This window comes from Bordetella tumulicola (assembly GCF_054779135.1).
In genome coordinates this window covers 560,709-573,350 of sequence record NZ_BAAGYU010000006.1, presented here as the reverse complement: position 1 = coordinate 573,350, position 12,642 = coordinate 560,709, and the positions used below count along the sequence as shown (strand labels likewise).

Below are 12,642 nucleotides of genomic sequence, written 5' to 3'. Positions count from 1 at the left end.
CGTTACACCGTTGCGACGGGTGTCGTCGGTGAGCCTACTGCACCGGGCAGGCGCAGAGGCGGCGCGGTCAGCAGGAACCGGTAGCGGCCCTGGCGGCGCAGGTGGGTTGCCAGTGGGGTCAGATGCCACAGTTCGCCCAGGTGGATGCCCAACTTGAACAGGCAGTGCTCATGCAAGGGCAGCGCAGCGCAGCAGCCGTCGGTATGGCCGGCGGGCAGCGCTTCGACGGCGGCGTTGTCGGAAATCAGCGCGGCCAGCCCGCTGTCGGTGATCCAGTTCAGCAACCCGGCGTCTCGGCCATCCAGTTCTGCGCCGATGCCGTTCAGCACTGCGGCGCTGGGTTGCCTGTTCTGCGCCAGCAATGCATCGGCAAAGCCGGTGTGCAGGCACACCATGTCGCCGCTTTCGATCTCGAGCCTGTCGTGATCGATGATGCGCATCAGCGCGTCATAGCCCACGCTTGTGCGCTGTTCGCCCAGGTGCGCCCGTAGATCGATCATGACGGCGCGTCCCTGCACACAGCGCTCAGCCATGTTTTCGATACCCAGCGCGCGGGCCGCCGACGTGGATGGCGCGGTTGCGGTCGGCGGCAGGCCGGCATCGGCTGCCGCGTTCGGGCCGATGATGTCGATGCCGGCGCGATAGCCGTTGTAGAAGACGGGCTCAGGAATGCCGTCACCGTTGGCGTCGAACAACTGGCCGATATGGGCAAGCGAGTCCCATTGCGTTGAATATTGCAAATGCAGGATCGCCAGGTCGTCACACAGAACATCCGTAAGATGGCTGTGTTCGTCCCGCATGCGGTAATTCATGTTGGGATGGCCATTGCGCAGCGTAGGACGCAGCACGGGAGGATGGCGTTTCTCGTTCAGTGCATTGCCGCCGGGAAAGTCCAGCGGCAGGCTCAAGCAGAAAGTCCTGCCCTCGCGAACTTCCGCCAGGCCCTGCAGGACTTTTTCGCTGGTGACCAGATTCATGCGCCCGGCTTGGTCATCGGCGCCGAAATCCCCCCAGTTAGAGCCCGAGGGTCGTTGCTTCCAGCGCGGCGAGTGGTCAATGCCTGGCGGCGTTTTAATGTGCACGACTGTTGTCTCAATTTTTATACGTGATCTAATTATTGAATAACATTGACACTGCGATAATAGGTGAAAACCCGCGTCGAAAGATCGATCATGCCGGCTGAATCCCTGTAATCATCTATTAAAGATGACGAGACTGCAGGACTCCGATGGCGAAAAAAGCATCGTGCACCGTCTTTTTTTTGATACACTGTCTCTGGTCCGAACTCCTCGAAGAGCAATGGTTTAGCGGGTGGACACACAACACATGGGTATGGGATTCAATCTTGCCGAGATAGGTGCGCGGGTGCGCGCCTACAGGCTCGGCGCCGGATACAACGCCGACCAGTTGGCGTCGAGGCTGGGCGTATCGCGCGCGGCGCTATATCGCATCGAACAGGGCGATATCATCAAGGTCGACGTGCTCGAGAGCATTGCCGCCATCTTGGGAACCAGTCTGGCATCGCTATTAGGCGTAGGGGCTGAATACCATTCGAATGCAGCCAGTTATCAGGCGCGCATGCAGCAACTGGAAGAGAATGCGAGCCACATCGTGGCCCTGTTCAGCCCATTGTCGTATCTATTGACGACCGAGTCCTACGACCACGACCTTGCAATCATGCTGCAGGAATCGGTGTCTGATACCGAGCAGCGCGCCGATCGGCAAAACGAGCAACGCGCCCTGCTGCGTACGTTGAGCGAACGGCGCAAACAGGCGCGCGAACGCAAGCCATCCATTACCTGCCTGACTTCGCTTGAAGAACTGCGTCGGCTGGTCACGCTGGGATTGGTCGGGCGCCTGGGCTTGCCCGAAGACGTTGTTGCCAAACGCCGCATGGCAGCGAGACGCGAGGTGCAACATCTGGCCAACATGATGAAGGCCGAGCCGGTGGGCGTACAGATCGGCCTGGTCGAGGATATCGTCCCCAATGTGGCGTTCCAGCTTTTTTATAAAGGCAACGAGGTGCTGCTGGGTACAAGCCCATTCCGCATTGCGGAGCTGCCGAACCTGCATGTAGGCGTGGCAAGTATCACGTCCAATCCCGAAGCCGTGGACCTGCACGTGCAATTGTTCGACCGATTGTGGAGTATCTGCAAGCGCGGCTCGGAAGGCGCCCGGTTGCTTGAGGACATGCTCGCGCAGCATTCTTAGATAGGTCAGGCACCGTGGTGCGAGCCTGACACCCGGTATCATTCGCACTCTCTTCGGAAGCTCACTGATCCGACCACCTAGGTACGTTGCAACTGTGCCGAGCCAATGTACGGAATGAGTGCAGCCTGTCCATGCAATACATGATCCTCGTCGACGAGTTGCCACACGGTCACATCAGATATCCAGAATCTTCGCCCCTCTTTGGTAATCCGTTCGCCGCGATAGTCGGATACATAACCATCCTTCTCGACCTGGCGAAGGAATTTCTCCCGTTCGATGCGTTCCGGTGCAGCGGCCGAAAGTCTGGAAGGTAATGCTATAAGCTCCTCCCAGTTATATCCAAAGATCAATTGCGCTTGCCGGTTTCCATAGACGAAGCGAGGATCCTCGCTGGTATCGTGCGCCAATAGACCGAAGGGCGCATGATGATAGATCCATTCCATCGCGGCATATGCAGGTACATCGGGGGGGACCAATGGCTTCCCAACGATGCGCAGATAGCTGTCCGTGAGCAGTTGAAAAAAATCAGTATCTGTTCGGCGACTCATGAGATCCACTTAGATTGAAATTGCGTTTTACACTAGCACCAGCCACTACAAACATAACCCATACCGCTGTCGGCGCGCTCCTATCAACGCCGTTTTTTTCTCCTATGCTTCTCGTGGCCTAGTTGGGGTGGCTGCTAGAAACATGGCAATCTCAGCGTGGGAACAGCGATGTGGCTCTGGTCCAGCAAGACAAGACGGGCATTGTTCGCGAATATGGCCTATGCTGGTTGATATGAGCGATTTCGCTCTGACCGTATTACCGTGAGATTGAAATGGATAAGAAAGACAAGGCACCCGAGAAAGCGAAGCCGGAAGGCGCGACGCCTGCCCTGAAGCAACAAGCCCGCTGGCCCGGGCAAGGCAACAGCGGGGGAATCAAGAACGCCAAATCCGCTCATGATCGCAAGACCATCGGGCGCGGTGCGGCGCGAGGGCGGTGATCGGAGGTCTGCTCTCGGCGTGTCCCGCTGATGATCCTCGCCTAGAGGCCGGCAGCACGCTTTGCGGCAAGACGGATGCTTGAGCCGTAGGTCGAGTGTTCGAGTTACCGGCTGTTCACTAGAAATATCAAGGACTTAGCGAGCAATCGCTAAGTCCTTTTTTACAATGATAAGACGCCGAAACTCGTTCAACGCGTTGTTTCTGCAACCGGCGTGGACGAGCGAGACTTTGCCGGCGCTTCTGCATAGGGGTCCAGGACGCGCTCGCCTGCAGCGTCGCGTACGCGGCTGACCAGTCCGATGCGGTTCATGAGTCCGATGAACGGTTTGGGATCGAGCTCTTCTACGTTGACCATCTGGCCGACATCCCAAACGCCATCGGCGATCAGCATGGCCGCCGCGACGACCGGCACGCCGGCGGTGTAGGAAATGGCCTGGCTACCGACTTCCTTGTAGCTCTCCTTGTGATCGCACACGTTATAGACGAACACTTCTCGAGGTTGGCCGTTCTTCGTTCCCTTGACCAGGTCGCCGATGCAGGTTTTACCGGTATAGGTCGGCGCAAGCGACGAGGGATCGGGCAATACTGCCTTGACTACCTTGAGCGGTACGACTTCCAGCCCTTCGGCAGTGCGCACGGGCTTCTCGGACAACAGGCCCAGGTTGTTGAGCACGTTGAACACGTTGATATAGTGCTCGCCGAAACCCATCCAGAAGCGGATATTGGGCACGCCCAGGTTTTTGGACATCGAATGGAGTTCGTCGTGTCCGGTCAGGTAGGCGGTACGCTTGCCGACGACCGGAAGATCCCAATCGTGCTTGCGCTCGAACATGGCGTTGGCTTTCCATTGGCTGTCTTCCCAGGACCAGACCGTGGAAGTGAACTCGCGGAAGTTGATTTCGGGATCAAAGTTGGTGGCGAAGTAGCGGTTATGGTTGCCGGCGTTGATATCGATGATGTCGATCGAATCGACCTTATCGAAATAGGCGTCCATGGCAAAGCGACCGTAAGCATTGACAACGCCGGGGTCGAACCCTACCCCCAAGATGGCGGTCACGCCGGCCTTGAGGCAAGCATCGCGGCGCTTCCATTCATAGTTTCCGTACCAAGGTGGCGCTTCGCACACCTGTGATGGGTCCTCATGGATGGCGGTGTCCAGATAAGCGGCGCCGGTTTCGATGCATGCCGTCATGACCGACATGTTCAGGAAAGGCGAACCTACGTTGATGACGATTTGCGCGCCGGTGGAACGGATCAGCGCCTTGGTGGCGGCCACGTCCATGGCATCGAGCTCATGCGCCTTTAGCAACCCCGGGCCTCGCTGGCTGCCCTTTGCCTTGATAGATGCGATGATCGCGTGGCATTTGCTCAGTGTGCGCGACGCGATATGGATATCGCCGAGCAGAATATTGTTCTGCGCGCATTTATGCGCTGCCACGTGAGCCACGCCGCCGGCGCCGATAATAAGAACATTGCGCTTCATTGGGCTATCCCCCCGTTTCTTGATTATGGACTGTCAGGACAGACTGTCGACGTAATCGCTAAAGGAAAATTCGCGTATTACGCGCATGGAGCCATCGCTTTCTTTCAGGACAATCGATGGCATGTTGACGCCGTTGAACCAGTTTTTCTTCACCATGGTGTAACCCGCGGCATCGCCGATCGAGATTCGATCACCGACCTGCAACGGCGAGGCAAAACGGCCTTCGCCGAATATATCGCCGGCAAGGCAGGTCTTGCCGCAGATCATGTACTGATGGTCACCCTCATCGGAGCCCAAGGCCGCGGTTTCACGATAGATCAGGAGATCGAGCATATGGGCTTCGGTGGACGCGTCGACGACAGCCAGGTGCTTGCCGTTGTGGCCGAGGTCCAACACGCTCACTTCCAGTGTGGCGCTGTGGCGTACTGCCGCCTCACCGGGTTCGAGATAAACCTGCACATCATGCTTGCGTGCGAAGTCGCGCAGGCGCTTGCTGAACTGCGCAACCGGATAGCCGGGCGCGGTAAAGCTGATGCCGCCGCCCAGGCTGACCCATTTCAGGCGCTGTAGCACCTGGCCGTAACGCTGTTCGACCTGGGTGAGCAGCTCATCGAAACGCTCGAGATCGTCGTTTTCGCAATTGTTGTGAATCATGACGCCGTCGAGCCGGTCGATGATCGCCAGAATGCGATCGGGATCGCGCTCACCCAGGCGGCTGAAGGGGCGGGCCGGATCGGCCAGATCGAAGCCCGCGACGCTCACGCCGGGATTCAGCCTCAACCCCACGGGTTTGCCTTGAGCGTGTGAGGCGTACCGTTCGAACTGGGCGATGGAGTTGAAGATGATCTTGTCGCAATGGGCGACGACCTCTTCAATTTCGTGATCGGCGAACGCGACGCTGTACGCATGGGTCTCGCCGCCGAATTTCTGAGAACCGAGCTTGGCTTCGTATAGGGATGACGACGTGGTGCCGTCCATGTGTGGGCGTATCAGGTCGAACACCGACCATGTCGCAAAACACTTGAGCGCCAGCAAAATCTTGGCGCCCGAGAGTTCTCGCACAGTGTCCATCACTGCCATGTTGCGCAGCAGCGCGGATTTGTCGATCAAGTAATAGGGCGTGGGTAATGTGTGCATTGCGTATCAGGTGCCCGGCGAGTGCTTCGACTCGGCCGGTTTGTTGTTTGTATCCTTAGAGGGTTTGGAGATTTTCTTGCCGAGGCTCTCGACGAGCAGCGGCGCACGGTTGGGGAACGTAGCCAGGATCTGCAGCGTCCCGCCCAGGCTTTGCACATAGTGCTGCAGGGTGGAGACCAGCATGTCGTGGCGCTTTTCGATGCGGGAAATCGTGCCTTGACCCACGCCCATTGCGGCGGCCAGGTCGTCCTGCGTGTGCTGTGTGGCTTTACGCAGATCTTTGAGCGTGCTGACTTTGACGGCCTGGATGTCAGTTGGGGATTTACTGCCGTTGCCGCGCTTGGGTCTGTTGTCGGCCATCGTGATAATGACCTTTTTCGTTTTTTTGGGCATATGCGTGATTTGCTTGGTGATCGGGCATGGAGAGTTGCCGGAAATACCAGGCAAGCGCCAATATGCCCTGCATGCTATATGCTTTCTAAGGAATATGCAATTAAGGCCATATTTAGGGCGATCGAATTACTCCTAGGGGCAGTCAGGGCAAGCCGATATATCATGCATGCGGCGAGGCGAAAGTACCCCGCATGCAACGTCGAGGTGACAGATGAAAACCCATCAGCTACGTGCGTTTCTGGCCGTGTTCGATCACCGCAGCGTCAGAGGAGCCGCTCGCGCGCTGAATTTGACGCAACCTGCCGTTACGCAAGCGATTAAAGAACTCGAGGCCTTCCTGGGCGTACAGCTCTTTCACCGTGGCGCCTCCGGTGTGATACCCACGATATTCGGCGAAGCGCTCGAAAAGCGTGCAAGGATTATTTGCCTGGACATCGAGCGTGCGGGTAATGAGCTGGAGCAAATTCGCGACGGTTCGAAGGGTGTGGTGTCGATTGCGATTTCAACAGCGGCCGCCTTGGACGTACTGCCCCCGGCGTTCGCGCATTTCAGGAAAAATTATCCGCACGTCGAACTGAAGTTGAATGAAGCTTCAATCCCATCCTCATTGCCCAAGCTGATGAGCGGTGAAATCGAATTCATCATTTCGCAGGTTCTTCCTGGCACTTTGCCTGATTGGGATGTCAGTGTTCTCTATGAAACCTCGATGATTGCAGCAGTCCGTGTCGGGCACCCAATCCTTGAGGCATTTAGCGACGAAGATGTCCCCGCAGCCGAGTGGCTCTTGCCCTACGATAACGAAAGTGGCCCAGCACTTTTCAAGCAACTATTTTCTGGCGGTTACCTCAGGCTGCCCAGTCAGATTGTGACTTGTACATCGACCGCAATGGGCCTGCGACTGGTGGGAAGCTCCGACCTCATTGGCGTTTTCGTCAAAACGATGGTGGCAAGCGAGTTCCCCCATTATGGTCTGGTCGAGTTACCCCTCACGCAAGCGTTGGCACCCCTGGAGGTTTGCGTGGTAACCAGGAAGCATGCTTTTCTTACACCGGCTGCTCAGAACTTTCTAGATTGCCTACGGTTTTACGCCAATCGCCTTCAGAAGTGAGAAGCACTGCTTATCGCTGCCAACCGCTGCTTGTCTTTTCGTCTGTGTGATCGAGGTTTAGGATGGCCCACAACTAACTCCTCGGGGAAAAAAATGGGCGAGACAGCCAGTACTGTGGGTAAGCCGTTGAGCAAACGGCGAGCAATAACAGCTATCACCGTTGGTAACGCGCTAGAGTTCTACGACTTCACGGTTTACGGGTTCATGACGAGCGCTATTGGACGCGTCTTCTTTCCATCGCTGAGCCCCTATGCACAAATTCTGCTGGCAATTGCCGGATTTGGCGTGGGATTCTTGGCAAGGCCGCTTGGCGGTATTGTGATTGGTAGTTACGCTGACAAACATGGCCGTAAGAAAGCCATGGGACTGACGATTAGCCTGATGGCCCTGGGGTGCGCAATGATTGCGTTTGCGCCAACGCCTGCGCAGATTGGCGTTCTTGCGCCGCTCGTCATTGTCACAGCTCGGCTGATCCAGGGGTTTTCAGCCGGCGGAGAGGTCGGTGCATCTACTACGTTGCTGGTCGAGTATTCGGGACGAAATGATCGGGCATTCATGGCGAGCTGGCAGGTCGCCAGCCAAGGCCTGGGCGTAATGCTCGGGGCATTTGTCGCTAGCTCAATTATTTCTTATTTACCGCCAGACGCGCTAGATAGTTGGGGTTGGCGGGCGCCATTTGTGCTAGGCATGGTGATCGCGCCAGTCGGCATGTATATCCGCCGGCAGCTACACGAGACGCATGTCGACAACGGGCCAAGAGCCGATAGCTCTGAGCGTCGGGCCAAGGTACGGATTCTATTTGCAGATTATTGGCGCGAGTTGATTCAGGCGAGCCTGCTGTTTGTCTCTTGCACCGTAGGTATTTACATCATTGCTTTTTATCTCCCCACATTCGCAGCCAGGGAGTTGAAACTTCCTGTTCACGTAGGCGTATGGGCCGGTGTCGTGTTTGGTGTCGTCAATTTCATTGTCGCGCCGCTCTCAGGTCGCCTCGCTGATCGATGGGGGAGAAAACCGATGATCTTCTGGTCACGAGTGTGTCTTTTGGGATTGTTGTTTCCGGCGTTTCTATGGTTGCTTGCCGAGCCTTCACCACCGAAGTTGTACCTGCTGGTGGGTGTTCTTAGCGTCTTTCTGACGTCACAGTTTCCGGCACTGTTAGTCATGTTGACTGAAATTTTTCCTCGCCACGTTCGTGCGACCGGACTGTCGGTGGTGTACAGCACCGTCGTCGCTGTTTTCAGTGGATTTTCACCATTTGTTCTCACCTGGCTTGTGCATGAAACCGGCAACAAGCTTGCACCAGCCTGGTACCTACTAGTGATCACTATGATCTCGTCAGCTGTTCTGTTCTGGATCAGGGACCGCACTGGTGAAAATCTTGATGAGACTGAGTTGTCGCTTGGAAATGCGGGCTTGTCTACCGATAGCATTCTCAGGAGGGCCTGATGCTGGATATCCATATTCCTGATTGTTTTTCGGCAACCTATCAAGAGGCGAGAGACAAGTTTCTGCTTGCGGCGCGTGACCGCCAGCTGAGCCATACTGAGAATGTGTTGCCTGCAAGGCGAGGGCTACACGATGAGGCACTGGCCACCGACATTGTGTGGATAGGTCCTGAAGACGCCGATAGACTGCTGATCGTCAGCTCCGGAATACATGGGGTAGAAGGATTTTGCGGATCCGGGTGTCAGATTGCATTGCTTAAAGACGACTCGTTGCTGGATCGTGCGAAGGATCTGGGCGTCGCTATTGCGATCATCCACGCAGTGAATCCGCACGGGTTTTCTTATGGCCGTCGTGTCAATGAAGACAATATTGACGTTAATCGAAACTTCCTATCGTTCAACGGCACCCTACCTGAAAACGACGCGTATCAGGAGCTTGCCAGCATGCTGCTGCCGACAACGTGGCCTGCCGACGAGAAAAACGCCGCGCAGTTATCGCGTCGGATTGCCGAAATCGGGGAGGACAATTACGGCCAAACTCTCTTCCGAGGGCAATACGATGTGCCGAACGGACTCTTTTTTGGAGGCACGTCCCCAAGCTGGTCAAATTCTGTCATTCGTCATTTCCTTCGGACCCGTGCCAAGGCCGCGCAGCAGATTGCTTGGATAGACCTTCATACAGGACTCGGCCCAAGAGGAAACTGCGAAAAGGTGTTCATTGGTAAAGCACAGGAATTTGAAGTTGCCAGCGCTTGGTGGGGGGCGGACGTCATATCGCCGGTTCGTACAGATTCGGTCATGTTCGAAATCAATGGGCCTATGCTGCGGGCGTTGAGCGAGGAATGTTCCCAGGCTCAGGGCGCGACTATCGCACTCGAATTCGGCACGGTACCGCTAATGCGAATGCTCGAGGCGCTTCGCGCAGATCATTGGTGCTACATGAACCAGGAACCGGAGGATTCTGCCCTCCGGAATGAAGTCCGGGAGGAGCTCCGCCGATGCTTTTTTGTCGAGGAGGATGATTGGTACGGAATGGTGGTCGGTCAGTTCAGGACAGCTGTCATTCAGTGCTTGCTGGGTATGGATCAGCAGTCCTTACGAACTAGAACGTCGTCGAATTAAAGTAAGCAGCCGGCAAACCTTGCAATTACCCACAACTTTTGGCTATCTGTACGCCGAATGGGAATCAGCCAAGCTGACGCATGCCTCTGCACATCACCGCGGGGGCTTGGGCTTCGCGCCGCCCAGGCCCAGTTTCTCCATGGCTTCGCTGGCTTCCAGGATCATGGCGGCCACCTCGGCTACGCTGACACGCAGTTTCGTGGCGCGGGTCCGCATGTGTTCGTAAGATTCGCGTTCGCCCAGATGCTGGTGATCCATCAACACGCGAATGGCTTTTTCGATGACGCGCCGTGACTTGATGGTGCCTTCGAGTTTGTCGATCTTATTTTGCTGGCGGTTCTGGAACTGTTTGGCCGATCGCGCCAGTACCAGTGTGCTCAGGATCCCAGCCGACCGGAACGGGCGTGTCAGTACGCCGTGGGCATTGGTCTTTAGCAACAGTTTCAATGTCGTGGGCGTTTCGTATTCGGACAGTGCGATCAGCGTGGCGTCAACCTCGCTGGCGCACCAGGCGGAACTGTTCTGCAGCACCTGCGACACCTGGAAGAACACGACGTCGGCGCCAGCGGGCGGATGCTCCGGGAACGGCCAGTACAAATGGATGCGGCAGCCGATACGCTGAAGCTGATCGATCAGCAGGTCGCGGTCTTCGCCGGGCGGGTACACCACGGCGACGGCCACGCTGCGCAGATCTTCATATAGGCGGCGAAGACTAGGGTCCATGCTTACCTCAGCCAGAATTCGTCCAGACCGAACGTGGTCAGGTAGGGATCCGGCTTGACGGGTTCGGCGCTTTGCCACACCACATCGAAACGGCCATTGGGTCCGCACACGCCTATGCGCGGCGTCAACACGCAATGATTGTTTTCGGCCAGGATGGACAGTGGACCTTCGGGCGAATCCAGCGATACGTCATGCGTGGCCTGCACCAGTTTGCGTGTGTCCAGGCTGCCTACACGCTGCAATGCTCGCGCGAACAAATGAACCTGATTGTACGAGGCCTCGGAATATACGCTGGCCGGGCGGTCGCCGAATCGTGCGTGCCAGCGCTGCAGGAAGTGATCGTTGCGCGGATTCTGCAGCGTGTTGAAGTAGGGCGCAGCCGTGATGTGGCCGATGCAGACATCGGCGCCGATTTCGCGGACTTCCGATTCCGTCATGGTCAGGCTGGCGATCGGGATGTTCCGTGCGTGCAGGCCCACCTCGTGGAAGCGGCGGTAGAAGCGCAGCGCGTCGCTGCCGATTTGCGTGGAAAACACCACATCGGGATCTATGGCCTGGATATCGCGGATCACGTCGTGAATGTCGCTATCCGCACAGCCCAGTGGCAGGTAAATTTCATCCAGGATTTCGCCGCCATGGTCTTCGACGGCTTCGCGCAGAATGCGGTTGGTTTCGCGGGGATAAATGTAGTCCGCACCCACCAGGAATATGCGCTTGCCGCAATGCTGCATCAGGTACGCGGCCAGTTGCATGCTGCTTTGATTAGGTGATGCGCCGGTGTAAATGACGTTGGGTGAATACTCGAAACCTTCGTACACCGACGCATACCACAGCAGCGCGTTGGTGCGCTCGACCACCGGTAGCATGGCCTTGCGGCAATGCGACGTGCAGGCGCCGAAAATCACGTTGATTTCATCGTCCAGCAACAAGCGGCCGGCCAGGCGCCGGTATTCGTCGGCGTCACTGCGCGGGTCGTACGCCACCGGATCCAGCATGCGCCCCAACACGCCGCCCAGCGCATTGATTTCTTCGATGGCCAACACGGTGCCGAAAAAATGCTGCGATTCGGTAATACCGGATACGCCGGTGCGCGAATACAGTACGCCCACGCGCCAGCCTGGGCTGTCGGGGGCGGTAGGGGTAGAGGACGTCATGATTATTCGTTCCACGGAAAAACAAGGCGACGCGCATGTTCCCGCAGCATACCGCGCCCGCGCGTTGCTGCGTGAAAGCGCGCTCGGACGGATGCATAGGCAGATTCACAGCAAGGCCCACACCTAGATGCATGGTCATCCAGATGCGCTGCGCGCGTTACACCTTTAAATGCTCAAAGATGCGCGTCGCCGCGTCGGGCTCGTGCACATGGCCCTGGTCGACGATGCTGCCTTGCTTCAACATCAAGTACCGGTCAGCGACTTTCAGCGCGAACGCTACGTTCTGTTCGACGATCAGCATGGTGGTGCCACGGCGTTCGCGTTCCCACAACAGGGCCTGCGCCAGTCGGTCTATGACCGAAGGCTGCAGCCCTTCAGTAATTTCGTCCAGCAATAGCAAGGTGGGTCGCATCATCAGCGCGCGCGCCACCAGCAGCATTTTCTGTTCGCCGCCCGACAAGGTGCCTGCGTGTTGCCGCAAACGCGAGCGAAATACGGGAAAAACTTCGGTCACGCTGTCGAAGCGTTCGTCAAACTGGCCGTCGTTGGCCAATCCTAACCGCAGGTTGTCGCGAATGCTCAAGTCCTGGAACAGCGGTTGTTCCTGCGCGGCATACGCCACGCCGCAACGCGCGATCTGGTAAGGCGGCATGCGGGTGGCGTCGCGGTCGGCCAGGTGCACGCTGCCGCGTTTTTTGGGCAGGTAGCCCATGATGGTTTTCAGCAAGGTGCTTTTGCCCATGCCGTTTTTGCCCAGCAAGGCTACGGATTCACCAGCCTGGATGGATAGCGAAATGTCCTGTAGCACGATAGAAGACTTGTAGCCGCTGGCGACGCGGTCGATGCTCAGGGTGTAGGTGGACGTGATCATTGC

Annotated in this window: 13 protein-coding genes; 5 read left to right on the top strand and 8 right to left on the bottom strand. The window is 57.1% G+C overall.

All coding sequences use genetic code 11. The annotated features are described in order from the left end of the window. Positions 1–2 precede the first annotated feature (2 nt). Positions 3–1,058: a cyclase family protein gene (locus tag ACYVDM_RS06615; RefSeq protein WP_415791940.1), complete on the bottom strand. Its 1,056-nt coding sequence runs from the start codon at positions 1,056–1,058 to the stop codon at positions 3–5. A gap of 274 nt (positions 1,059–1,332) precedes the next feature. Here ACYVDM_RS06615 and ACYVDM_RS06610 point away from each other — a divergent pair, with 274 nt between their 5' ends. After that, positions 1,333–2,211 (top strand): helix-turn-helix domain-containing protein, encoded by an 879-nt coding sequence (locus ACYVDM_RS06610; protein WP_415791573.1) that lies wholly within the window; start codon positions 1,333–1,335, stop codon positions 2,209–2,211. 77 nt (positions 2,212–2,288) lie between these two features. Here the strand turns inward: ACYVDM_RS06610 and ACYVDM_RS06605 are convergent, their stop codons facing one another. Next, the gene (locus tag ACYVDM_RS06605) at positions 2,289–2,759 is read right to left on the bottom strand and encodes an MEKHLA domain-containing protein (protein WP_415791571.1); all 471 of its coding nucleotides are present in this window, start codon (positions 2,757–2,759) and stop codon (positions 2,289–2,291) included. Positions 2,760–3,031: 272 nt separating this feature from the next. On the opposite strand from ACYVDM_RS06605, the gene ACYVDM_RS06600 reads away from it, so the two are divergent. Further along, on the top strand, positions 3,032–3,199 hold the full coding sequence (locus ACYVDM_RS06600) for a hypothetical protein (RefSeq protein ID WP_415791569.1): 168 nt from the start codon (positions 3,032–3,034) through the stop codon (positions 3,197–3,199). A 188-nt stretch (positions 3,200–3,387) separates the two neighbouring features. On the opposite strand, the gene ACYVDM_RS06595 is transcribed toward ACYVDM_RS06600, so the two are convergent. From ACYVDM_RS06595 to ACYVDM_RS06585, 3 genes are read right to left on the bottom strand one after another with little or no spacing between them, the layout of a single operon-like run. Continuing rightward, complete coding sequence (locus tag ACYVDM_RS06595) at positions 3,388–4,683, bottom strand: saccharopine dehydrogenase family protein (RefSeq protein ID WP_415791567.1); 1,296 nt, start codon at positions 4,681–4,683, stop codon at positions 3,388–3,390. 33 nt (positions 4,684–4,716) lie between these two features. After that, positions 4,717–5,820 (bottom strand): carboxynorspermidine decarboxylase, encoded by a 1,104-nt coding sequence (locus ACYVDM_RS06590; protein ID WP_415791565.1) that lies wholly within the window; start codon positions 5,818–5,820, stop codon positions 4,717–4,719. 6 nt (positions 5,821–5,826) lie between these two features. Beyond that, positions 5,827–6,213, bottom strand: a complete 387-nt coding sequence (locus ACYVDM_RS06585) for a helix-turn-helix domain-containing protein (RefSeq protein WP_415791563.1) — start codon at positions 6,211–6,213, stop codon at positions 5,827–5,829. A gap of 211 nt (positions 6,214–6,424) precedes the next feature. Between ACYVDM_RS06585 and ACYVDM_RS06580 the strand changes: the two genes are divergently transcribed. The 3 genes from ACYVDM_RS06580 (at position 6,425) to ACYVDM_RS06570 (ending at position 9,891) form a co-directional block, all read left to right on the top strand. Further along, positions 6,425–7,321 (top strand): LysR family transcriptional regulator, encoded by an 897-nt coding sequence (locus ACYVDM_RS06580; RefSeq protein ID WP_415791561.1) that lies wholly within the window; start codon positions 6,425–6,427, stop codon positions 7,319–7,321. Between the two features lie 93 nt (positions 7,322–7,414). Then, entirely contained in the window at positions 7,415–8,770 is a 1,356-nt protein-coding gene (locus ACYVDM_RS06575) for an MFS transporter (RefSeq protein WP_415791559.1), read from the top strand. Further along, complete coding sequence (locus ACYVDM_RS06570; protein WP_415791557.1) at positions 8,770–9,891, top strand: M14 family metallopeptidase; 1,122 nt, start codon at positions 8,770–8,772, stop codon at positions 9,889–9,891. Before ACYVDM_RS06575 ends, ACYVDM_RS06570 begins: the two co-directional genes overlap by 1 nt. Before the next feature lie 93 nt (positions 9,892–9,984). Here ACYVDM_RS06570 and ACYVDM_RS06565 read toward each other — a convergent pair whose 3' ends face one another. From ACYVDM_RS06565 to ACYVDM_RS06555, 3 genes are all read right to left on the bottom strand, one after another. Further along, positions 9,985–10,614, bottom strand: coding sequence for an ANTAR domain-containing response regulator (locus ACYVDM_RS06565; protein WP_415791555.1), 630 nt, complete (start codon positions 10,612–10,614; stop codon positions 9,985–9,987). Positions 10,615–10,616: 2 nt separating this feature from the next. After that, entirely contained in the window at positions 10,617–11,768 is a 1,152-nt protein-coding gene (locus ACYVDM_RS06560; RefSeq protein ID WP_415791553.1) for a transporter substrate-binding domain-containing protein, read from the bottom strand. Positions 11,769–11,925: 157 nt separating this feature from the next. Continuing rightward, entirely contained in the window at positions 11,926–12,639 is a 714-nt protein-coding gene (locus ACYVDM_RS06555; protein WP_415791551.1) for a branched-chain amino acid ABC transporter ATP-binding protein, read from the bottom strand. Between the last annotated feature and the right edge of the window lie 3 nt (positions 12,640–12,642).

Coding starts and splice junctions, on each gene's coding strand:
- ACYVDM_RS06610 (WP_415791573.1), top strand. CDS start 1,333: ATGGGATTCAATCTTGCCGAGATAGGTGCGCGGGTGCGCGCCTACAGG.
- ACYVDM_RS06605 (WP_415791571.1), bottom strand. CDS start 2,759: ATGAGTCGCCGAACAGATACTGATTTTTTTCAACTGCTCACGGACAGC.
- ACYVDM_RS06600 (WP_415791569.1), top strand. CDS start 3,032: ATGGATAAGAAAGACAAGGCACCCGAGAAAGCGAAGCCGGAAGGCGCG.
- ACYVDM_RS06595 (WP_415791567.1), bottom strand. CDS start 4,683: ATGAAGCGCAATGTTCTTATTATCGGCGCCGGCGGCGTGGCTCACGTG.
- ACYVDM_RS06590 (WP_415791565.1), bottom strand. CDS start 5,820: ATGCACACATTACCCACGCCCTATTACTTGATCGACAAATCCGCGCTG.
- ACYVDM_RS06585 (WP_415791563.1), bottom strand. CDS start 6,213: ATGCCCAAAAAAACGAAAAAGGTCATTATCACGATGGCCGACAACAGA.
- ACYVDM_RS06580 (WP_415791561.1), top strand. CDS start 6,425: ATGAAAACCCATCAGCTACGTGCGTTTCTGGCCGTGTTCGATCACCGC.
- ACYVDM_RS06575 (WP_415791559.1), top strand. CDS start 7,415: ATGGGCGAGACAGCCAGTACTGTGGGTAAGCCGTTGAGCAAACGGCGA.
- ACYVDM_RS06570 (WP_415791557.1), top strand. CDS start 8,770: ATGCTGGATATCCATATTCCTGATTGTTTTTCGGCAACCTATCAAGAG.
- ACYVDM_RS06565 (WP_415791555.1), bottom strand. CDS start 10,614: ATGGACCCTAGTCTTCGCCGCCTATATGAAGATCTGCGCAGCGTGGCC.
- ACYVDM_RS06560 (WP_415791553.1), bottom strand. CDS start 11,768: ATGACGTCCTCTACCCCTACCGCCCCCGACAGCCCAGGCTGGCGCGTG.
- ACYVDM_RS06555 (WP_415791551.1), bottom strand. CDS start 12,639: ATGATCACGTCCACCTACACCCTGAGCATCGACCGCGTCGCCAGCGGC.